Genomic DNA, 24,887 nt, shown 5'->3' on the forward strand with positions numbered 1-24,887 from the left:
ATATTTTCGCGGTATTATGCGTTTTTTGAAAATATTTTTTATGGTGCAGGTGATTTTTTTTACAGCATCAACTTTCGCACAGCAGGTTAATTTACCTATTCATTGGCATCATCAAAATTCTTCTCAAGGATACTATGGTGTAAACACAATTCAAGCTTACAATTACTTAAAAAATCAAAACATTAGCTTAAAGCCAATTGTTGTTGCTGTTATTGATGGTGACCTTGATACGAATCACGAAGATTTAAAAGATAATTTATGGATCAATCAAAGATCAGTAAAACGTAAAGACACTGCCGTACATGGGTGGAATTTTCTTGGAACTGCAGATAACAAACTTATATCTAAAGTAGGAACTGAAGCTTTTCGTGAATACAAAAGACTTCGTCCTAAGTATGAAAACACACAATTGTCGGATTGGAAAAAAAAGAAAGATATTGCAGAATTCAATTACTTCTTACAAGTAAAGAAAGATGCAAAAATTCAAGGCTATCTTAATTTCTTTCCAATAATCAAATTAACCTATGAAGCTTTTCGTCTGACAGATTCAACGATTAAAGCGCAAGGATTAGATGAGCAATGCTTGTCAATAAAGGAATTGGCTAATTTAAAATCAACGGATTCGGTAACGCAAGAATATATTGAGGCAGCAAAGCGTTCATCCTTTCGTTATGCTGAAACAACGAAATGGACAGATTTATATGCACATCAAGTTGAAGAATTCAAAACCGCACAAAAGCGCATTAAAAGTTTAGATGATCAATCTAACCCAAGATTCGATATTGGTGACAATATCAAGTCCTTACGTGATAAGAATTATGGAAATCCAATACTTATCGATTCAAATAGCTTTCATGGAACATTTGTCGGTGGGTTGATAGCGGCTAATCGCAAGAATGAAATTGGCATCAACGGTGTGGCAGATAATGCCAAATTGATGGGATTGCGTGCTGTTCCTGACGGCGATGAATTTGATAAGGATATTGCTTTGGCCATCCGCTTTGCTGTAGATAATGGAGCAAATATTATTAATATGAGCTTTGGGAAATATTATTCTCCAAATAGCGAATGGGTAACGGATGCATTAGCGTATGCGATGAAGAAAAATGTTATTATCGTACAAGCAGCGGGCAATGATAACAGAAACTTAGATACAATAAATTGTTATCCAATTAGGCCTTCCAAAATAAAAGATAAGTACAATTCTTATTTGCGTATTGGAGCGTCTACGAGTGATGGTAAAAAAGCAAAGTTTTCAAATTTTGGCTCAGGAACTGTGGATTTCTTTGCGCCAGGAGAAAATGTTACTTCAACAGCTACTTTTAACAATTACAAAACTGCGAACGGTACTTCATTTGCCGCTCCCATAGTTTCTGGTGTAGCAGCACTGATTTGGGGAGCTTATCCAGAGTTAAAAGCTTATCAAGTAGTGGAGATTTTAAAGAAATCCGCAGCTAAAAATAATGTTATGGCTTTAACACCATATGCCGTTACTGCAGGTATAGTTGATGCTTACCAAGCTTTACTAATTGCTAAAGAATATGATCAGAAATAGTATTTTAATTCTACTACTGTTGTTAGGGTATATTTCTATCTATGCCCAGTCACTTCCTGTAAAATCTAAATATTCTTCTGCGAGTAATCTCATTGAGAATAATAGTGTTAATATAACTTGGTCTAAAAATTCTGCATATTATTTATGGTCAGAAAATGGCGAAAAGTTTCTATATCGTATAGATCTTAATAATGGTAAAAAAGCTGCCATAGTTACTGAACGCGCTTTAAAGGATTTACTATTAAATGGAAAATTTGATTCTCAAGATATAATTGATAAATGGAATTTATATAGTTATTCTATTGATGATGCGCAACGATATGTGTCATTTAGAGTCAATGGACATAACTATACTTATTACATAAAGAATAAGTCTTTGGATCGAACAGTAGAAGAAAGTAAATCCAAAATAGTTAGTAAAAAGTATAATGCAGGTGAGCATTGGAAAAAATATAATGCAGATAGTTCTAAATATATTTTTGGTAGAGGTTATCAGCTTTATCTTTTTGATAATTATACAAATAAGGAGTATAAGCTTACCTCTGATGGGCAGTTTCATTTCTCCTACAATTATAATAATTCAGCAACTGTTGATACCAATAAAAGTGTGAGCACAAGTGCAGTTTGGGTTGGTGATAAGGTAATTGCCTGGAGAGAGGATAAGCGACATATTGATGAAATGGCTGTAATCAATAGTCTCAATAACCCAAAGCCAACTTTACGAACATATAAATTTCCCATGCCAGGGGATTCGACAGTAGTTGGTGTTGATGTCAAAATTTGGAATACTAAAGATCTATCCTTAAAAACAGTTAAAATGTTGGAGAATAAGGATCAACGAGTTATCCAACCAGGACAATTAGTAAATGGGAGAACACAACTTTTCGCAGATAGAATTGGATCCAATTCGAAGTATACATTTTTCTTAAGACGTACACGTTCCAATGAAAAAGTTGAGTTGTGCCGGTTGGATTATGATATTGGAGAGGTGAAAGTTATAATTTCAGATACTACTTTACCACATATCAATGAGCAATTGTTTACTGTAAATGTATTCAATGACGATAAGGATATACTTTTTTGGTCAGAAAGGTCAGGTTATGGACAATATTATCACTACAATTTTGAAGGGAAATTATTGAATAAAGTTGGTCCCAAAGGAGAATATGTTGTAAGTAAAATTGTTGATGTAGATACAAATAAGCGTGAGTTAATATTTGAAGTGTATGGGTATTCAAAGGGTATTAATCCATATTACAAACAATATCTTCGCACATATTTAGATAATGAATTAGGGTTTTTATTAACTCCAGAATTTTCAGATAATCAAATAAATATATCATCTGATCGAAAGTATTTGTTGAATACATATTCTACAATTACTAATCCAAATAAATACACTATACGTAATCTTAAAGGGAAATTAGTTGCGGAAATTGGGGAAGCGAATATTTCTAAGTTAGAGTCTATAGGATGGAAGGCTCCAGAACTTCTTCAACTTAAAGCAACAGATGATTCTACATTTTTATATGGACTATTATATAAACCAGCTGATTTTGATTCCCATAAAAAGTATCCATTAATTACTTCGGTATATCCTGGTCCTCAAGATGATTTTGTACCGCAGTCTTTTACGATAGATGATAATTACCATCAATCTTTTGCTGATTTAGGTTTCTTAGTGTTACAAGTTCCATCACGTGGTTCTTCTCCGTATAGAGGACTTAAGTTTCATAGTTATAGCTATGGCAATATGCGCGATTATCCATTAGCGGATAATAAGAACGCAATAGAGTACTTGGCAAAAAGCAGATCTTATATAGATTTGAATAAAATCGGCATATTCGGACACTCAGGTGGTGGTTTTATGACAGCTACAGCTATGATGACTTATCCTGAGTTTTACAAGGTCGGGGTTGCAGCATCTGGCAATTATGATCCAAATATCTACACCCAATGGTGGGGAGAAACCTATCATGGTCTAAATACAACGAATAAGCCAAACTACATTCCGACGGCAATCGAATTAGCGCCTAATCTGAAAGGAAAATTGTTGCTTATCACTGGCGACGTAGATACAAATGTGCATCCTGCACATACTTTTCGCTTAGCAAATGCGTTGATCAAAGCCAATAAGTTTTTTGATATGATGGTTTTGCCTGGAAAGGATCATGGTTTAGGCGATTGGTATTACCAATCTTTAATAGCAAATTATTTTTTATTACACCTAAAATAAATAATGTTAAGAAAATTTAAGTACAAATTTCTTATACCTAAGTTTTGGTTATTACCAGCATTAGGAGCGTCATTAACGTTCACTCCTACAGGTATTTATGCGCAGTCTGCCAATCAGCAGCTTAAAGTTTCTGGTTATGTCACGGATGAGTATAATAATCCTATAGGCGGAGCGACCATTACGCTAGGTAATGGAAAACAAGTAATGACAAATAGCGATGGCTATTTCGAAGCAGCAACCGTAAAAGGAGACAAATTCAAGGTTTCATTTATTACCATGATAACCCAAGAATTTGTTGCGCAGAATGAAAAGCCATTCCGCATTCGACTGCAATCTTACGATATCAATGTTGGAGAAGTCGTAGTTACGGGCTACAACCAAACTACAACAAGACGTACTACGGGATCAGTAGCTGTTGTTGATGGAGAATTGTTAAAGGATCAGCCACTGTTCAATGTGGATAAGCTTCTTCAGGGTAAAGTCGCGGGTTTGAGTGTTAAATCACTATCTGGACGCCCTGGTGAATCTGCACAAATCCGTATCCGTGGTACAAACACGATCACTGGAAATGCAGAACCATTATGGGTAGTAGACGGAGTTCCTTTGCAAAAAGATATTCCTACAATTAGTTCTGCACAAATAAAAGCTGGGGATTTTAATGGGATCTTCTCAGGTGGAATCGCCGGAATTAATGCGAATGATATAGAAAGCGTAACCGTATTGAAAGACGCTTCGGCAGCGGCAATCTATGGTTCTCGTGCTGCTGGTGGGGTAATTGTTGTGACTACCAAGCGTGGAAAAGCTGGTCGGATGCAAACAAACTACTCCAACTATTTTTCGATGAATGCAAAACCTCAACGTTCGTTGGGTTTGATGAATTCCGCTGAAAAAATAGCTTGGGAAAAAGAATTGTGGGATAGATATTCCAAAGAGGGATTTTTGAATAATACACATTTTCCCAAATTAGGACTGGTTGGTTTAGTTCGTGGAGGTGTTGGCGAATTTGCAGGTCTTACTTCGGATCAGCAAGAGGCTATTCTCCAAGATGCAACTCTAAACACTACAGATTGGTTTGATGAATTGTTTCAAAATTCTTGGTCTCAAAGCCATAACATCAGTTTTTCGGGAGGTAATGAACGTAGTAGATATTATATTTCGGGAGGATATGGAAATAATAATGGTTTGGTTCAACGCACCTTACATGATCGTTACAATGTATCTTCCAAAATTGATCTGACTCCCAATGATAGATTGCAGATAGGAATTAATTTGGATTTAACATCACAAACATCAAAAGCTCCAGCTGCAAATGAGAATATGTTTCGATACGCTTATTTTGCAAATCCTTACGAACGCCCGTACAATGCCGATGGTACTTATCGTGCGGACCGCACTTTCTATAGTTTGAAAGAAGCCAATGGAGGAGGTTATGACATTTTCACACCACCTAATGGGTATAATATTTTACGTGAGGTCAACGAAACGAATAGTGTAGCCAACAATTATTCGGGTACAGTTACTTCCAATTTGCGCTATAAGATTTCCAATTTATTGTCTTTCTCTGGAATGGGATCGTATTCCTACACCAATAATCAATCGGACAATATAAATGGTAAAGCTTCGAATGCAGCTTTTCGCGATCGGCTGAGTTTTGATGGGTATATGTCTACGCGTACATACGCTTCAATTACACAAGCATCGTCATTGAATAACAGTTACATGTTGCGCGGACAGTTTGAAATTGGAAACTTCTTGAAAGGCAACAACCGTATTTCGGCTTTAGTTGGTTCAGAAATCCGATCACAACGTGCAAAATCTGTAATTTCTAAACGCTATGGTTATGATGAAGTAACCGGAAATGCCGCTATGCCAGTACCACCAAAAGGTAATGATCTAATTGATTACAATGAGTTAGTGAATTATGCAGCTATTGTTGATGGTTTATCCGGGCAAACGCGTACAGAGGATGCTTTTGCTTCGTTTTACTTTTCTGCTGATTACAACTATGGACGTAAGTATACGTTTAGTTTGACAGGTAGGACAGACGGTTCTAATAATTTTGGTTCAGATCAACAGTTTAACCCAACTTGGTCGGCAGGGCTTTCGTGGAATGTAGATGAAGAAAATTTCTTTGCCCCGATTAAAGAAGTTGTAAACCGATTTACGCTAAAAGCCGCTACGGGTTATACAGGTAATGTCAATCGTTATGTTTATCCTCAATTAATTATGGATTACTTGATGTACTTCCGTAAAACATACGAGGATTATTACAGAATAGGTGTAATTGGTAATGCCCCAAATAAAAATTTGCGTTGGGAAAAAACACAAGATTATAAAATCGCAGCAGATTTTGGCTTATTTAAGAATAGATTAAGTGGTTTAGTGGAATATTACACACGTACCAGCACAGATTTGGTGACTGAATTAGCTGTACCGTCAACTACGGGATTTACATCACAACGATTTAATACATCAAAAGTTCATAACTCTGGTATAGAATTCTCATTGCAGGGACAACTTATAAAAAGTAAAGAATTCAGCTGGTCAGCTTCGGTAAATGCAGCGCACAACCGTAATAAATTACTGAAATTCTCTACACCCACAGGAACTGCAAATACTTCTGCTGGTCAACAAGAAGGCTATCCATTGAATAGTATCTTTACAGGAAAAGTGATTGGTATTGACCCAGCAACAGGAATCTATACGTATCAATTGCGTCCAGATGCAGTCATTACTTCTAATGCAGATTTACGTGACGCAGCTAACTATGTTTTTTATGTAGGCACTTCGGATGCGCCTATTTCTGGTGGTTTTAGTACATCTGTTAGCTACAAACGATGGACAGCGTCTATTGGTGGTAATTTCACTTTGAACAGTAAGATAATAGATGAAGTCAAACCACAAACGAATTATGGCTCGATCTCTACATCCTCCTCAGACACGCGTGAACCAATTCCTACGAGTTACAATGATTTGTACTTACATCACCTAAATGTACCGAAAGATCGCACACAGGTATGGTTCCATGATAACCCTATTGTTTCGGATTATCCGAGATTAATTGATCATTACGCGGCACCTTTGGGTTTCCATCTGACAAATCCAACGTTGAGTACAATTACACGTGCGTCAATGTTGAAAGACATCTCTTATTTGCGTGTTGGGTCGATTCATATCGGTTATTCTCTGAGTGAGGAGCTCGTGAAAAAGATGAGATTAAGCAGTATGGGATTTAATTTTTCGACATCAAATCTATTTACAATCACGAATTACGATGGTATAGATCCTGAAACACCAGGAGCCGTTTATCCACTGACACGTTCGTTTTCATTTGGTCTTAATATTGGTTTATAATATGAAAAAAATATACGCAATAGCTTTTTCATTGCTGCTATTTAGCAGCTGTGACAACTATCTGGAAGTCAAAACCTATGGCAAAGCTATTCCAAAAACTTCAGAAGAATTCTCATCTATTCTTCACAGGCATTTAAATAGTATTGACAACGGAGAGGATCATGTTTTGCTTGAAAGTTCCTCTGATTTAGTCACTATGGAGTCTATTACGGACAATTTCAATGCGACATTGACGTTGTCGGGAGGTAGTACATTGCAAATGTATATTGGCGGTTCTTTGAATAACAAACAATCGAGATACCAAAGATTGTACGAAGTAATTCGCGACGCGAATATTATCATAAATAATCTACCTTCGCAGCAATCTGCTGAGGAAAAGACTGTAATGGGTACAGCCTATGCAATGCGTGCGATTGCCTATTATCACTTGCTTCGTGATTTTTGCGAACCATTTGCGGATGATGCACAATTGGGCGTGCCAATTGTGGTCGATTTTGACATGGAAGAACGCCCTGTACGTGCTTCTTATGGAGCAGTGAAAGCGCTTATTGAAAGTGATTTTGAGAAAGCCTTAACCTATCAGTTATCGGATGAGATTTATCGCTATACGCATGATGTGGTAAAAGCATATTATGCAAAATATTTCTTTTGGACTAAGCAATGGGATAAAGTAATAACACTTTCTGAAGAGATTGTAAAAGACTATCCTTTGGTACGAGGTGCTGAATACCTTTCCATGATTCAATCAACTAATAATAAGGTTGGAAATGTCTTAATTCGCTCATATCTGTATTCTTTTACTACCGCGATCTCATTTGCGAATAGCCAATCGATCATCAAGCAAAGACCATTGAGCAAAGAGTTTGTCGATTCTTTCCAAGATGAATATAATGATATTCGCTTTGTGCTAACTACGAATAACAAGCGTATCAATCAAAAATTACTAGTGGGCAAGGTACGTTCCGCTGAATTTGTATTGATGTTGGCAGAAGCTAATGCACATTTAAATAATTCGGAATCAGCTTTAAAATGGATTAATCACCTGCGTGAAAAACGCTTGATCCATTTCACACCTTATACTTTAGCATCGCTACCAAACGAGACTACTTCTGGGATAATTCAAATGGATGTGAATGGCAAAGCTTTATCTCCACTAATGGCCACGATTCTGAATGAAAGAAGAAAAGAGCTTCACGCAGAAGGTGACCGTTTTTATGAGTTAAAACGTAATGGTAGACCCGAATTTTGGGTGTCTAACAATGGATTAAAGTACACGACAAAGAAATTTATGTACACATTCCCCTTACCTCGCACTGATATTGAATTGACTCCAGGACTTATTCAAAATGAAGGATATGAATTTTAATAAAACATATAAAATTTTAGCTGTCTTTGCAGTTTTTGTGACAGTAGCAGCATGTGAAAAACCGAATGAAGTACCACCGCATTCGCAAGCATTTATTAGACAATATGTGATTCCTCCGCCAACTTTAATATCAGCTGCAGAAAGAGATTTGGTAAATCAACAACGTGAAGAATACAATAAACTATAATTAATTAATAACTATGAAAACTAAATTTTCAGCCATTATTATGGCATTTGTAGCCGTAGCGACATTTTTTGCTTCCTGCTCGAAAGATGAAAGTGTTCAATTGCCTGTAGTGGCTTTTGCAAACGGAATTCTTAAACTTGATTTAAACAACCAGACTACTTTGAAATTGGTATCCACAGTTCCTTCAACAAGCGCACAAAATGTAGACTTTACTGTTGCTGGCGGTTTGGTAGAAGGTGTTGATTACACGCTTTCAGCAGATCAGTTTACGTTCGAGCAAGGAGCTACAGAAGCAACAGTGGTAGTTACTTTCTTGAAAGACTTAAGTGACGAAGCAGCTTTTGAAGTTAATCTTTCACCAATTAATTTTGGTACACTTGGATTGGCAAAAGCATCGTTATCATCTGACCTTAATGACGCTGTGTTATATACATTTGATAAGTCAAATTATATTATGACAGCTTCTGTAGATGTAACTTTCCAATTGAGCAAAATCACAGGATCGTACACAGCAGAACAAGATTTGTCTTTCGAAGTGGAAGTTGACCCATCATCGACAGCAGTAGAAGGTGTGCATTTTGAATTCGCAGGTAGCAAAGTAATTACTGTTGCTAGCGGTCAGAATAAAGGAACAATTAAATTGAACCTTATTAAACAAGAGAATAATAAGGATCAGGTAATTTTAAAATTAAAACAAGTTCCTTTCATCTTGAAACCAGGTAACTACGACAAAGCAAACATTGGTATTTTCGGAAACATCTACGATAAAATGATTGGTCAATGGGCATACAAAACTATGTCAAACCTTGAATGGTGGAAAATGAATGGTGGTTGGACAGGTGATGATTTGGCTTTATTACCAACTAACAACACGCCTACAGATAAATTAACATTTGATCAAAATGGTATTACGGTATCAATGACAGGTGTTTTGAAAAATTATTTCAAAACTTCCACATTGGTAACTTTAGGCGAGGCAACTGAGGTACTTCAAGAAGTAGCAAGTTTCCCGCCTGCAAGAGTTCAAATGTTATTGGTAAAATCATTAGTAAACGTAAACTTCTCTGCAACAACAACTACAGAACGCGAAGCTGAAGTTGGTTTCAGAGTGTTCACAAATACGGATGGAGAAGAAATTTTAGAAGTTACGATCCGTGACTACGAACCTACAGATTTTTTGCAAAATACGTATGCTATGTATAAGACTTTTGGTGATACTCCAGTGTTAAAAACAATGCCTTTACGTTACCACTTTACAAAAGTTAAGTAATCAGTATAATTATTTGATTCAAATGGCAAATGGAATTGATTCCGTTTGCCATTTGTATTATAAATAATTGGTTTTTTAATTATTGTATAAAGTTCAATTACCAATTTATTTTTATATTTCTTTCTGCGACTGCTAAGTGTTTCTTTATACGAAAATTCAAATTGTAGTTTGATGCCTACATGCTACTTTTTATCATATAATTATAATACATACTTTTGTTATATTAATTCAATATTAAATTATGAAATTTATAACGAAAATATTTGCCCTTTTTTTGTTTGTGTTGTTTGCTGCTGCATGTAGTGACGATAATGAAAAGTATGTTACAGAATCTCAGGCTAAAACTAAAATAAGTAATGATTTAGATGGTACATCTTGGAAAGTCAAAAGTTACTCTGAAATTTTGAGAAATGAAAAAGGAGAAAAAACAGGAGAAGTAGTACTTAAAGTACAAGATTCACCTATTACTGGTGTAATATTTCAGGGTGGATTAATTGAAATTTTAGGACAATATAAAGGTAATTATGCATATAATGTCACAAGTGTAACTTGGGGGTATGAGCAATTTCCTGATCCACATATACTAACTCTTAAAACGAACTTTGCTCATTATTATATAATGAACCTAAATCATGCATACACGCAATTTTCTGCAGATATGAAACTTAAATCAGATAATAAAACTTATAATATGAGTTTTACAAAAGAATAGTTTATCTTAATTAATTTATTAAGGATGAGCTGATTGTGTTTTTTGTCAATCAGCTTTATTGTATTAATAGATTACAACCTCGTATATCTGCATTATCAAACCTACCTAATATTTCAAAAGACTGATCTATATGTATTTTACCTAAATCCTGCGTTGCGATAAATGCGCAAGAATGTATATTGGCTAAATCGATAATGTTTATGGCTCCTGTATTACTATTTTGAAGTAATGATAATGGATCATTTGTGTCTCTAATTAGTATTTTCATCCAATTAGGAGAATTAAAAAGTCCTTGACCTTTAGAATAACCTTGTGATAATAATTCCGTCATACCATATTCGGAATGAATAGTTGCTACACCAAAGCCATTACATAGAATTTGATGTAATTCTTCGCGAATCATTTCTTTACGTTTTCCTTTCATACCTCCTGTTTCCATGACTATTAATTCAGGAAAATCGATTTTATATTTTTCTGCAAAATCCAAAAGAGCATAAGTAACACCTATTAATATCGTTTTTGTCCTTTTATTTTGCAATTGTTGCAAAGTCATAAATAAATCGTTGTGGTTGTATAGAAAGTAATTACTTTCGGAATGTTGTGATGATTTGATTAAATCATCTACCATATAGATCAAAGAAGAACCTTCTCGTTCAAGATAAGAAGGTAGAAGTGCTAAGAATGCAATATCTTCTATATCTCCATAAAATTGTTTAAAAGCTTTACGAAAGCTCATTTCATACCAACCCAAGTCGAAAACATGATGTTCACTATTAGTCATTCCTGTAGTTCCAGAACTTGAGAAGGTAATTTGAGGTTTACATTCTACTGTCGCGACACGTTGTGTTTTAAAGAACTGTATAGGTAAAAATGGAATTTGGGTATAATGAATGATAGTGGAAGTATTAATATGTAGGTTTTGTACATATTGCTGATATACTTTATTGTTTTCAAATTGATATTTGAAAATTTCTAAAGCCATTTGGTTGAATTCATCTTCATTCTTAATAGAAAAAACGTTTTCTTTAGCTATCATGTATGCAAATATACATATAAAAAAAGCGTCTCAAATTTTTGAGACGCTTCCAATCGTTTTATTTATGTTATAGTAATAGGCTTACCAGAAAGCAATATACAATGCTGCTGTTAATCCGATAATTAATAGTGATAAAACTAAAAATGTTGGAGTCATTCTAAACATTCTTGTGTCTATTTCTAAGCCCTTAGGAACTACACCTTTTGCATTTTCATATAAACTTATTATAACCATACCAATCACACAGAATAGGAAAACTAAGGTCATCCTATCCATAAAAGGAATTTCATAAACTCCTTGCGCATTTGGAATAGCGAAGTTGATTACCGATAAAAATTCTAAATCCATTAATTGACCAGAGAATTTCAATAAGACAGAGAATACAAAACCACCAATTGTTGCAAATAATGCTGCATTTGAAGTTGTTTTTTTCCAAAAGAATCCTAAGATAAACATGGCAAAAATACCTGGTGATACAAATCCTGTATATTCCTGTATATATTGGAAACCTTGTTTACCTTCGCCCATTAATGCATTACCTACAACTAGAGCAAGTATGGTTCCTAATAACATGGAAACTACAACAGAAATTTTTCCTACATTTACTAATTTGGTTTCGCTAGCTTCTTTATTTATAGCCTTTTTATAAATATCTAACGTAAAAATTGTAGCGATACTATTTGCTTTACCCGCTAATGAAGCCACTATTGCTGCTGTTAGTGCTGCAAATGATAAACCTTTAAGACCTGTAGGTAACAAAGTGAGTAATGCTGAGTACGCCTTATTTGGATCTGTTGTTCCACTACTAGTTAATAGTAAATCAGGATGTATAGCGCCCATATCATTTTTGATAATATAGTATACTGCAATACCAGGGATAACAACGATTAGAGGCATTAACATTTTTAAGAATGCTGCAAACAATAAACCATTACGCGCTGTATCTAATGATGCACCGAGTGCGCGTTGTGTAATGTATTGATTACATCCCCAATAACTTAAATTCGCAATCCATAAACCACCAATTAATACACTGATACCAGGTAGATCCATATAACCATCTTTGTCAGTTGTAAAAATCATATCAAAGTGTTCTGAGGCACCAGATTGTAAGTTTGTTAATCCTTTGAAAAATCCTTGACCTTCTGAAACGATATCCAAAGCAATATAAGTAGCTACGAAACCTCCTATTACTAATACTAATACTTGAATTACGTCAGTGTAACCAATCACTTTCATACCACCTAGTGTAATGACAATAGCAAAAATCGACAGTAATATTATACATGTGCTGACATCTATACCTGATATTCCCGCAATAGCTACTGCCCCCAAGAATAGAATGGACATCAAATTCACTACGATATAAAGCATCAACCAAAATACAGCCATAATCATTGCTACCGTACCATTATAGCGTTGATGTAAAAACTGAGGCATGGTAAATATCTTATTTTTAAGATATACAGGCATAAAGAATATGGCAACAACAATCAGCGTAACAGCAGCCATCCACTCGTAGGCGGCAATAGCAAGTCCTACGGTATATCCAGATCCACTCATTCCGATAAATTGCTCAGCAGAAATGTTAGAAGCAATCAAAGAGGCTCCAATAGCCCACCATGTTAATGAACCTTCAGCTAAAAAATAGTCTTTTGAATCTTGTACAGCGGATTTTTTCTTATAATAAATATATAATCCATATCCCGCTACAATAATAAAGTAGACGAAAAATACAATGTAATCTTGAATTTGCATAATTTGTTTTATTGGTTATAAATGTTTAGGGTGATTAATAAATCTCATGTGTTCCATTTGAAATAGAAACCTCAATTGGAATTAAATTTAAACTAAATTTGTTAAAATACAAATCTGTTAATTTTTCTATTACAGCTTTGCTTTTTCCTTTTTGTACTATATTAATCGTACATCCTCCAAAACCTCCGCCCATCATGCGTGCGCCAGCTACTTCGGGATATGTTGAAACTGTATCAACAAGAAAATCTAATTCTTCACAACTAACTTCATACTCCTTGCTTAAAGCCCAATGTGCTTGATATAACAATTTCCCCAAAGTTGTTATATTGTTGGCTTTCAGGGCTTCAGTAGCTTTCAAAAGTCGTTCGTTTTCTTGTATAACAAATCTTGCTTTTTGGTAGTATTCTTCATTTACAGGTTTTACTAATTCATCCAGTTGTGCTAGTGTAACATCTCGTAATGAATCAACCTCGTCATATTTTTCTTTAACAAGTGCTACTGCTGCTTCACACGATTCGCGTCTTTTATTGTATGCTGATGAGGCTAATGAATGTTTTACATTGGTATTTAGAAGTAAGATTTCATAACCTTCTAATTGAATAGGAATATATTCATACTCCAAACTTCGACAATCAAGTTTTATTAAGCTATTGTCTTGGCCAAAAACTGAAGCAAATTGATCCATAATACCACAACGTACTCCTACAGCTTCATGCTCTGTTTGTTGACCAATTTTTGCAATGTCTAATTTACTTAAATTAAGATTGAACAATTTACCTAGCGAGAAGGATGTGGCACAAGTTAAAGCTGCTGAAGATGATAAACCAGATCCCAATGGAACATCGCCCACTACCACTAAGTTGTATCCTTTAATGGCATCTGTTTGTTTAGAAAGAATACGTGTTACACCCAAAATATAATTTGTCCACAATTCTTTTCCAAAAATTAATGATGTTGTGTCGGTAGTGTATTTCTCATTGTAATCAATTGAAAATAGTTCAATTTGATCATCTTCACGTGCTGAAAGACCAATGTATACACCTTTATCAATTGCTGCTGGGAGAACAAAACCATTATTATAATCCGTATGCTCACCAATAACATTTATTCTTCCTGGTGACTTTGCTATAATTTGTGGATCACTATTAAAGACTTGTAGAAATGTGTCTTTAATTTGTTTAACTAAACTCATGATTTATGCTTGTTTGTAGTGTACTGTGCTTTGTTTTTTGATTATATCTGCTGCTGTTTCGGGAGTGATATCACGTTGTGGTCCTCCCAACATTTCATATCCTACCATAAATTTTTTTACGGAAGCTGAGCGTAAAAGAGGTGGATAGAAATGCATGTGCCAATGCCATTCTGAATGGTCACCATCATTTACTGGAGATTGGTGCATACCACCAGAATAAGGAAATGAGGTACTGAATATATTGTCATATCGTATAGTTAATTCTTTTAGAGTTTTAGCTAAATCGTCTTTTTCTTCTGCTGTAAATTGCCCAATATGTTGTGTATGACGCTTACTTATAATTATGGTTTCAAATGGCCATGTAGCCCAATAAGGAACTAAAGCAACAAAATGGGGATTATTGATAATTATTCGCTCATTCAAACTCAATTCCAAATCAAGATATGCTTTTAGAAGAGAAATATTATTCTTTTCAAAATACTCCTTTTGTTTAGCTGTTTCTACTAATATTTCATTAGGTAATGAGCTTTGTGACCAGATCTGTCCATGAGGGTGAGGATTGCTACACCCCATTATTGCGCCTTTGTTCTCGAATATTTGTATGTACTTAATCCATTCATTTTGAGATAAATCATTAAATTCTTTTTGCCATAGATCTACAACTTTCAAGATGGATTGTACATCCATTTCGGGCAATGTAAGATCATGTCTAGGAGAGAAGGTAATAACTTTACAAATACCTCTTTCTGCAGTGGCTTGTAATAAGTCAGAGTTATTGTATTCTCCTTTTTCTGTGTTTTCTAAGATAGCTGAAAAGTCATTAGTAAATACATATGTGTCCTCGTATGCTGGGTTTTCTGTTCCATCTGCTCTTTTGTTTGAAGGACACAAATAACATGTAGGGTCATACTGCGGACGATTATCAGCAGGCACATCCTCCACTTTACCTTGCCAAGGTCTATTATTTCTATGTGGCGATACTAACACTTTTTCACCCGTTAATATGTTAATACGGTGGTGAGGTTGATTAAGGTCTAACATGTGATAAGTTTATTGGTGGGGCAATTTAGCAAAAAACTTTTTCTTTTAATAAATAATTAATATTTTTTGTCTTTAATGTAAAAAGGGGCTTCTGGATACCAGAAACCCCTTTTAAGAGATAATATTTAGTGTGTGATATTTTAGAATGTAAACTTCACTGAACCATTCCAAGTACGTCCCCATCCAACTAAAACATAATTTGATGTGTTGATACCATTCCAGTATTCAGTATTTGCGTTATTTGCATTATTAGATGTAGCGTCTGAAATGTAGAATTTATCTAATAAATTGTTGACATTGACACGGAAACTAATAGCATTCTTGTCACTTAACTTAACCTTATAAGATATACCTGCATCTACTAAATCATAGTTAGGTAACTTTAAAGTAGGAGCAGAGCTTGGTAATGCACCATATAATCTTTCATATCTTCTGTAATCACCGTCGATTGATAAATCCTTTATGATAAAGAATTTAAGACCCGCACCATAAGATGTTTGTGCTGCATCACCTACTTTAATTTCAGTAAGATCTCTATTTTGAACCTCTAATTCCACGCGATCTTCATTTCTTACGATAGTATTAGAAACACCATCATATATCCAGTCACCTACAGATGCGAAACCTTTTAATTGTAAGAATGAGAATGGTCTAGTAAGGAATTCTAATTCTAAACCTTGGTGATCTTGTTTAACACCATAGTTGGTGTTATAGATAATATCATCAATTTGAACTTTATCTGCACCATATTTATCTACTTCTTTTTGAGTAGCAATGAATGAAGAACCAGTTACACGATTAGCCCAGGTAGTTTTATATGCATTCAATGCAACATCAACATATCTTGAACTGTATTTGTAACCTAATTCCAATCCTAAGATTTCTTCATTTACAGCAAATGGATTGACATCATTTTTGTAATTCATGAAGATATTGTTTTGGTATGGTTGACGAGAATAGTATCCTGCATTACCAAATATGGTATGACCCGCTAAAGTGTAGCTCGCACCACCTTTCACATTATATCCAAAGTTTTTAACTTTTTCTGATTCACCTTCACCGATTTTGTATAAGAATACATCATGACGGCTATTTTGTTGGTGAGATACAGAACCTTGGAAAAATGTTGTGAAACCGTTTTTAGCAAATTCGATTTGACCGAACAAACCACCGTAACGGATTGATTGTTCGTAATCCCATGCTAATCTATCTTCTGCTGCTGTTGGTTTATCAGCCCATGTTTTCCACGGATTAGTTGAAAATACATTTGATGTTACAGTGTTTCCTGGTATATTAACATTTCCATTATGTGTAATGTTAGGAGCACCTAATAAATCAGTAACTTGTCTGTAATGTTCACCTACGTAATCGCGTAAATCAAAACCAACATTGAATGTCAAGTTTTCTGTTAAATCGCGGTTGTAATTAGATACTATACCAAACCATTGGTGATTGTTAACATCCGCAGCTAAATAAGGAACTCTCGCTGATGTAGCGTCTGTACGTCTTGACTGACCACCACCTCTAGCCATTGATGCATAAACCACAGTCCCTAATGAAGATTTATCTGAAATTTTCCAATCCCAGTTTAAATTAGCTACTGGCTTGTGGTAATAGTTTTTGCGAGGATTCATCTCAACACCGTTAATAGTCATGATGTTGTCATTGTACTTTCTGCCTTCAGACAAGAAAGTAGAAAGTCTACCCGTGAAACCTTGGTTGTGCCATTGTGGAGCACCAGTTACCATCAAATTTAAGTTGTGGTTATCATTTACTTTGTATCCTATTGATAAAAAGTAATTTTGACCAGCACCGCCAGTTTTTTCCATATAACCATCACCTCTCCAGTCAGTAATCATTGCTGATACTGCAAAGCCATTTTTCATTAAGCCCGTATTGTAGGCTAATGTGGATTTACGAAACATATCATTACCAACACTGCGTTTGAAAAAACCACCTTCTTTCATTTCAGTAGATTTCGTAACGAAGTTCGTAGTACCACCTACTGATGAGATTGCAAGTTTTGAAGATCCAAGACCACGTTGGATTTGAACTAATGAAGAGATATCAGCCAATCCATTCCAGTTTGACCAATAAACACGACCGTTATCCATACCGTTAATTGGTTGTCCATTCAATAAAAATGCAGTGTTTGACTGATCGAAACCACGCGTAGTCATTGAAGACTCACCAAAACCCTTTGCTTGACCACCCACATATACGGAAGGAGTGTTTACTAAAGTAGCAGTAATGTCTTGACCACCTACTTTTTCTTCAATCTCTTGCTGTCTAATAGTTGAAACCGCAATTGGTGTCAAACGACCTTCAGCAATATCGATCACATTTTTACCAACAACTAATACTTCATCCAAAGATTGCTCATCAGTAGGAATTAAAATTACCGTACCAATTGGAGCTGTAGAAGAGAAGTTAATTTGTTGTGATTGATGGCCGATAAATTTAATTTGAAGTTGGCCATTTGATTGGTGAGTGGTTAAAGTGAAGTTTCCGTTGGCATCTGTTGATGTGCCTTCTTTACTTCCTGCGACCAAAATTGTGGCACCAGCAATAGGCTGTTTGCCATCGGTTACTTTACCAGTGATTACTTGTTGGGCTAATGCAACATTACTGGAAAGCATGAATGCCACAGAGGCATACAAGAGGGTAGATTTTTTGTTCATCTTTTTGAGATAAATATTAATTGGTTGCAAAGGTAACTAAAAAAAATGAAGTGTAAAATATTGTTAAATGAACACTTTGTGTAGTATTGTAGATTTATTAAATAATGACAAATATTTATTTGATATCACATTATGTTGTTTGGGAAACTAATTTGCGCTGTTTTTAATATTGCGTTATTTAGAATTGAAGGGGTTAAATTAAGTGATATCTTAGATAGTCATATTAATGTAATTTTTTTTACTAGGTTGATTATGTGATAAATATATTTTATCTCATAAATTAAGAAATTTTGAAAGATTGTTTGTTGTTTTAGACAAAATGTAAATTATTCATGGTTAATTTTGTTTATTTACTAAATACAGGTTGATTTGTGAAATTAATATTCATTAAGTTTATGTTAAGTGTTAAGATGTGTTAAAACTTAGTTTTAAATTTGCATCACAATTAGCTAAACAAAACCATGAAGAAAAATTTACTCTTTTTCGCCTTGATACTAGCCAGTTATGGAGTAGTAGAGGCGCAAGTTACTACCAGTAGCTTAACTGGTGTTGTAACAGAGACCTCCGGTCAATTTACTCCAGGAGCGACCATCAAAGCAATCCATTTACCTTCTGGAACAATTTACTCAAGTTCGGCAAATGCGCAGGGTAGATTTAATCTTGCTAACATGCGTGTAGGAGGACCTTACAAGATTGAGGTGAGTTATGTGGGGCAACAACAGTTGGTGTTCGAAGATGTATATTTACAACTAGGACAACCTTTTGTGTTAAACCCTACTTTTGGGGAAACAACAACTGCTCTGGATGAAGTTACGATTACTGGTAGTCGTAGAAAAAGTGATAAAAATGGAACTGCTACAGTAGTAGGTCGTGCTCAAATTGATAATCTTCCATCAATTTCCCGTAGTGTGAACGATTTGACGAGACTAACGCCACAGGCTAATGGTACAGCTATCGGCGGTGGTAATTATCGTGCCAATAACTTTACGGTGGATGGAGCCAATTTTAACAATCAATTTGGTATTGGTCAAAATATTCCAGCTGGTGGATCACCTATTTCAATCGATGCCATCGAGCAAATAGTTGTTAACGTGACTCCATTTGATGTTCGTCAATCGGGCTTTACTGGTGCATCTATAAATGCAGTTACGCGTTCTGGACGTAATGAATTCTTTGGTTCAGCATTTTATACAGGACGTTCTGACAAGCAACAAGGAACTCGTGTAAATGATGTTATGACCAATATAAATGATTTAAACGAGAAACAATATGGTGTAAGTCTTGGAGGTCCAATTGTAAAAGATAAATTATTCTTTTTTGTTAATTTGGAGCAAAACAAAACTACTGAACCCGGACCAAACAAAATAGCTTCTTCAGCTTCAAATCCTTTTGGTTCAGCTTCCTATGTTGCTAGACCTTCAGAAACATTTCTGAATACAGTGAGAGATCATTTAATTAGTAAATATAATTATGATCCCGGAGTTTATCAAGGTTATTCAAATAAAAGCAACAGTGATAAATTATTCGCTAGAATTGACTGGAATATAGCAAATAATCATAAACTTAATTTTAGATATAATCAGGTAAAAGGTAAATCACCAGCTACTTTAAGTTCTTCTACTACAAACTCAAATGTAAGTTTTTCAAGTGCCAATAATCGGACTAGTATTAACGCACTTCATTTCTCAAATTCAAACTATTTTAACGAAAGCAACTTATATTCTGCTACTGTAGAGTATTCAGGATCCATTGGTTTGTATAGTCACTCAGCACGTTTTAGCTATGTTAATCAAAATGAACCAAGAAGCTCTGAAAGTAGTTTGTTCCCATTAGTAGATATTAAAGATGGTGCAGCCGTAATAACAACATTCGGTTATGAACCCTTCACTTTTGGTAACCTAAGAGATGTGGAAACAAAAACATTTAATTATGATGGAGAATATACATTAGGAAAGCATAATTTATTGGGTGGTTTTCAATATGAGACTTCATTAACTAAAAATGGTTTTCAACGCTTCGGAACAGGTTATTATGTTTTTGACTCTTGGAGTGATTTTGTAAATGGAGAAAAAGCTTCTAATTATGCTTTAACTTATCCAATGACTGCGGACGGAAGTCAAGCTTTTCCATCTTTCAAGTTTAATCAGTTTTCTGTTTATTTACAAGATCAATTCTCGGTTAATTCAAAATTGAAGCTAACTGCGGGTGTACGTTTTGAATTACCAACATATCCAAATGTTTCAGAAATTCAAACCCATCCATTAGTAAATAGTTTAACTTTCTTGAATGGAGCTAAAGTTAATACAGGAGCTTTGCCTAAATCGCAATTAATGTTCTCTCCTCGTTTTGGATTTAACTATGATGTTAATGGCGATCGCTCATTCATTGTAAGAGGAGGAACTGGGGTGTTCACAGGACGAATTCCATTTGTGTGGATTGTAGCGCAATCTGGAGATGCGGGTATGTTGCAAACTACTGAAGCATACAGTGGAAAGGCTAATACTCCTAACTTCAGCCCTGATTATAAGGCACACTATCCAACAACATTACCAGAGGCTGGCACATTTATTCCTACATCAGGAGTTTCAGCTATGGCGGAAAATTTGAAATTCCCATCTACATGGAAATCTAGTGTAGCTGCTGATTACAATCTTCCATGGGGTATTCAAGCTACTTTTGAAGCCATCTATAACAAGGATATAAATGCTGTCGTAGCACGTAACTTAAACTATGTTGAACCTACCATGATGAATATTGGTGGTTATGCAGATAATAGATTTATTTTCCCAGATGCTCCTCGTGATAGACATATTAATAGGATTACATCTTCTGGTGCTGTAGATCAAAATCAAAATAGAGGTTTTAATGCGATTGAAATGTATAATGTTAAAGGTGGTCACTATTGGTCAACAACATTTCAATTGACTAAACCATTTTCTTCAGGTATATCTGGTATGATAGCATATACTGCTAGTGGTGCTAAAAATTATGGAGATGGATCTGGAGACCAGATTGCTAATCTATGGAGCTTGCCTAACCAATTTGGTGGTAATTCAAACATTGCTGAATTAGGATATACTACAAATATTATCCCTCATCGTATAGTAGCTGCAGTTACATATGAGAATACATGGGTTAAGCATCTAAAAACGTCCATGACACTATTCTACTCTGGTGGTTCTCAAGGTCGCTACTCATATTATTATACTACAGACTTCAATAGAGATGGTCAAACCAATGATTTAATATATGTGCCTAGAGATGCTTCAGAGATAAATTTTGTAGATATAGCTCCTGGTACAAGTGGTTACAGAGCTGAAGGATATACTGCTCAGGAACAATCAGATATTTTCTTTGATTTCGTAAATAAGGATCCATACTTAAAAACAAGAAAAGGTCAATATGCAGAGAGAAATGGTGCAGTAGCTCCATGGAGAAACCAATTTGACTTCCGATTATCACAAGAATTATTTAGTGGTATTGCGAAGGGTAACAATTCATTAGAATTTTTCTGGGATGTGTTTAACATTGGTAACTTATTCAATTCATCATGGGGTATTTATAAGAACAATAACAATGGTATTTTGATTCCTCAAAATATGGTTAGTATTGCTCCTAGCGGAAGTAACCCAGGAAGACCTGCTTTAGATATCACTGGCACAGATAAGCCAACTTTCAGAATGGGTAATGCTAATGGAGATATTATTCGTGAAGCTCAGCGACCTAATGAAACTATATCTTCTACGTATTATATGCAATTTGGTTTGAAATTTAAATTCAACTAATTTATCTGACTTACTAAGTAAGATAATTGATGATTTTGCAGAGTAATTTTTAGAAATGTAAAAGCCCCTTAGCGCAATGTTAAGGGGCTTTTACATTATAAAGAAGTATGAGTGTTATGCGACATCAAATCTATCTGCATTCATAACTTTGTTCCAAGCTGCAACAAAATCATTAACAAATTTTTCGCTTGCATCTGCAGAAGCGTATACTTCTGCTATAGATCTCAACTCTGAATTAGAACCAAAAACTAAGTCATTACGAGTGCCAGTCCATTTTGCTTGACCAGTTTTTCGATCAGTACCAAGGTATGTTTCTTTAGAATGATCCATTGCTTTCCATTGTGTGCTCATATCCAGAAGGTTTACGAAGAAATCATTTGTTAATTGTCCTGGACGATCAGTAAAGATACCATGATTTGATCCATTGTAATTGATATTAATAGCACGAAGACCGCCGAATAAAACGGTTAATTCTGGTACATTTAATGTCAGCAACTGGGCTTTGTCAATCAACAATTCTTCAGTCGAAACAGCTAAGTTGCTGTGTTTGCGGTAATTTCTGAATCCATCTGCTATAGGTTCTAACCATTTGAAACCATCCACATCAGTTTGTTCTTGTGTAGCATCGGTCCGCCCAGCCAAGAAAGGAACAGTAATGTGATGACCAGCGTCTCTTGCAGCTTTTTCAATGCCTACTGCACCACCTAATATTATTAGATCTGCTAACGAGACATATTTACCCGATTGATTGAATTTAGCTTGTAAACCTTCAAGCGCTGTTAGTACTTTACTTAACTGCACTGGATTGTTAACTTCCCAATTTTTCATTGGCTCAAGACGTATGCGTGCGCCATTAGCACCACCACGTTTGTCCGAACCACGAAAAGTCGAAGCTGATGCCCAAGCTGTAGATACTAATTCAGAAACAGATAAGTCTAAGCCTAAAATTTCAGCTTTCAAAGATGTAACATCTGCATCGTTTATTGCATCATAATTTGCTTTAGGAAGTGGATCTTGCCATATGAAATCTTCAGCAGGAACTTCCGGGCCTAAATAGCGTGACTTTGGTCCCATATCACGGTGTGTTAATTTGAACCAAGCTTTTGCAAATGTATCCGCAAACTCATCAGGATTTTCTAAGAAGCGGCGTCCAATTTTTTCATAAATCGGGTCAAAACGCAAAGCTAAATCCGATGTCAACATCGTAGGTCTAAGTTTTTTGTTTGGGTCATGTGCATGCGGAATGATTTCACCAACATTTTTAGCAACCCATTGGTGTGCGCCAGCGGGAGATTTTGTTAATTCCCATTCAAAACCATAAAGATAACTTAAAAATAAATTTGACCACTCTGTTGGTTTACTTGTCCAAGTAACTTCTAGACCTGATGTTATTGTATCGCTGCCTTTTCCCGTTCCGTATGAATTTGCCCACCCAAGTCCTTGTAACTCTAAATCTGATTCTTCAGGATCTGCGCCTACGTGATCTGCTGATGCTGCACCATGTGTTTTTCCAAAAGTGTGACCTCCTGCAATCAATGCTAGTGTTTCTTCATCATCCATCCCCATCCTAGCGAATGTATCACGAATATCTCTAGCAGAGGCTAAAGGATCTGGATTTCCATCAGGGCCTTCTGGGTTGACATATATAAGTCCCATTTGGACTGCTGCCAATGGGTTTTCTAAGTCACGAGATTGGTGTTTTTCGCTATTAGTATCTTCGGCTATTATCGTTCCGTCATTTTCACCGCTTACTACACCTGAAGAACCACCTTTACCATAGCGAATATCGCCTGCTAACCATGTTTTTTCAGAACCCCAATAAACATCTTGATTTGGTTCCCAAACATCCGCACGTCCAGCACCAAAACCGAGCGGTTTAAAGCCCATCGATTCAAGTGCGACATTTCCGGTCAAGATCATTAAATCTGCCCAAGAAATTTTACGACCATATTTTTGCTTAATAGGCCATAGAAGGCGACGCGCCTTATCCAATGAAACATTATCAGGCCAAGAGTTCAATGGAGCAAATCGTTGCTGACCCTCACCTCCGCCACCACGACCATCTTGGATGCGATAAGTGCCTGCACTATGCCATGCCATACGTATAAATAACGGTCCATAATGACCAAAGTCAGCTGGCCACCAGTCTTGGGAATCAGTCATTAATGCTCGAATATCGGCTTTGAGGGCGTCAAAATCTAGTGATTGAAACTCTTTGGTATAATCAAAATCTGGATCCATAGGATTCGTTTTTGAATCATGCTGTTTAAGGATGTTTAGATTTAATTGATTCGGCCACCAGTCTTTATTTTGTGTGCCTCGCCCAGCTGCATTGTTTTGTTGCATTGATCCATTATGAAATGGACATTTGCTGATGTCATTTGAACTGTTTTCCATATGAATATATTTGTCTATAGTTTTTAATTACTTCAGTTACTTAAAATTAGCCATAAGGATTGGTTTAATGAAATCATTAATAATGATTTATTATAGATTGTGCTTATGGGATGTATTTATGATTATTGTTTTTGTTTATTTAGTTTCCAATATGAAGGCGAGGTAAATGTTGGTAAAGTAAGGGTTGTATTGAGTTGGGAGTCTATAGATTTGAAAAATAATAGCAGTGAAGGAAAGGGTGAGGTTTAAAGAATCTGACAACAGTTAAAGACAATCTACAGTTGTGTATTCTATGCATATGGGATATTCCCAATGAA

At 35.4% G+C, this 24,887-nt stretch carries 14 protein-coding genes; 8 read left to right on the forward strand and 6 right to left on the reverse strand.

Annotated features, from left to right (window positions below):
* The first annotated feature begins 40 nt into the window (after nt 1–40).
* The 7 genes from GOQ17_RS05805 to GOQ17_RS05835 all read left to right on the forward strand — a co-directional run bounded on the left by GOQ17_RS05805 (nt 41) and on the right by GOQ17_RS05835 (nt 10,680).
* A complete protein-coding gene (locus GOQ17_RS05805) occupies nt 41–1,555 on the forward strand; it encodes a S8 family serine peptidase (protein WP_236537077.1) in 1,515 nt (504 codons plus the stop codon).
* Entirely contained in the window at nt 1,542–3,791 is a 2,250-nt protein-coding gene (locus tag GOQ17_RS05810; RefSeq protein ID WP_159636168.1) for a S9 family peptidase, read from the forward strand. The genes GOQ17_RS05805 and GOQ17_RS05810 overlap by 14 nt, the downstream gene beginning before the upstream one ends.
* A 3-nt stretch (nt 3,792–3,794) precedes the next feature.
* On the forward strand, nt 3,795–7,145 hold the full coding sequence (locus GOQ17_RS05815; protein WP_159636171.1) for a SusC/RagA family TonB-linked outer membrane protein: 3,351 nt from the start codon (nt 3,795–3,797) through the stop codon (nt 7,143–7,145).
* Between the two features lies 1 nt (nt 7,146).
* Nucleotides 7,147–8,511 carry a RagB/SusD family nutrient uptake outer membrane protein gene (locus GOQ17_RS05820; RefSeq protein WP_159636174.1) on the forward strand — a complete coding sequence of 455 codons (1,365 nt, stop codon included), beginning with the start codon at nt 7,147–7,149 and terminating at the stop codon, nt 8,509–8,511.
* Nucleotides 8,492–8,698 (forward strand): hypothetical protein, encoded by a 207-nt coding sequence (locus GOQ17_RS05825; RefSeq protein ID WP_159636177.1) that lies wholly within the window; start codon nt 8,492–8,494, stop codon nt 8,696–8,698. The genes GOQ17_RS05820 and GOQ17_RS05825 overlap by 20 nt, the downstream gene beginning before the upstream one ends.
* A gap of 13 nt (nt 8,699–8,711) precedes the next feature.
* Nucleotides 8,712–9,968, forward strand: a complete 1,257-nt coding sequence (locus GOQ17_RS05830; RefSeq protein ID WP_159636179.1) for a DUF4843 domain-containing protein — start codon at nt 8,712–8,714, stop codon at nt 9,966–9,968.
* A 241-nt stretch (nt 9,969–10,209) separates the two neighbouring features.
* Nucleotides 10,210–10,680: a hypothetical protein gene (locus GOQ17_RS05835; protein ID WP_159636182.1), complete on the forward strand. Its 471-nt coding sequence runs from the start codon at nt 10,210–10,212 to the stop codon at nt 10,678–10,680.
* Nucleotides 10,681–10,735: 55 nt separating this feature from the next.
* On the opposite strand, the gene GOQ17_RS05840 is transcribed toward GOQ17_RS05835, so the two are convergent.
* The 5 genes from GOQ17_RS05840 to GOQ17_RS05860 all read right to left on the reverse strand — a co-directional run bounded on the left by GOQ17_RS05840 (nt 10,736) and on the right by GOQ17_RS05860 (nt 18,388).
* Nucleotides 10,736–11,716, reverse strand: a complete 981-nt coding sequence (locus tag GOQ17_RS05840) for an acyl transferase (protein WP_159636184.1) — start codon at nt 11,714–11,716, stop codon at nt 10,736–10,738.
* 81 nt (nt 11,717–11,797) lie between these two features.
* Entirely contained in the window at nt 11,798–13,474 is a 1,677-nt protein-coding gene (locus GOQ17_RS05845; RefSeq protein ID WP_201288554.1) for a sodium/sugar symporter, read from the reverse strand.
* Nucleotides 13,475–13,508: 34 nt separating this feature from the next.
* The gene (gene galK / locus GOQ17_RS05850; RefSeq protein WP_159636187.1) at nt 13,509–14,666 is read right to left on the reverse strand and encodes a galactokinase; all 1,158 of its coding nucleotides are present in this window, start codon (nt 14,664–14,666) and stop codon (nt 13,509–13,511) included.
* Nucleotides 14,667–14,669: 3 nt separating this feature from the next.
* Entirely contained in the window at nt 14,670–15,707 is a 1,038-nt protein-coding gene (locus GOQ17_RS05855) for a UDP-glucose--hexose-1-phosphate uridylyltransferase (protein WP_159636190.1), read from the reverse strand.
* A gap of 140 nt (nt 15,708–15,847) precedes the next feature.
* The gene (locus GOQ17_RS05860) at nt 15,848–18,388 is read right to left on the reverse strand and encodes a TonB-dependent receptor (RefSeq protein WP_201288556.1); all 2,541 of its coding nucleotides are present in this window, start codon (nt 18,386–18,388) and stop codon (nt 15,848–15,850) included.
* 461 nt (nt 18,389–18,849) lie between these two features.
* On the opposite strand from GOQ17_RS05860, the gene GOQ17_RS05865 reads away from it, so the two are divergent.
* Nucleotides 18,850–22,173 (forward strand): TonB-dependent receptor, encoded by a 3,324-nt coding sequence (locus GOQ17_RS05865; RefSeq protein WP_159636193.1) that lies wholly within the window; start codon nt 18,850–18,852, stop codon nt 22,171–22,173.
* Between the two features lie 114 nt (nt 22,174–22,287).
* Here the strand turns inward: GOQ17_RS05865 and katG are convergent, their stop codons facing one another.
* Entirely contained in the window at nt 22,288–24,570 is a 2,283-nt protein-coding gene (gene katG / locus GOQ17_RS05870; RefSeq protein WP_159636196.1) for a catalase/peroxidase HPI, read from the reverse strand.
* Nucleotides 24,571–24,887: the final 317 nt, after the last annotated feature.

It is taken from the genome of Sphingobacterium composti, from assembly GCF_009829075.1.
GTDB classification, from domain to species: Bacteria; Bacteroidota; Bacteroidia; order Sphingobacteriales; family Sphingobacteriaceae; genus Sphingobacterium; species Sphingobacterium composti.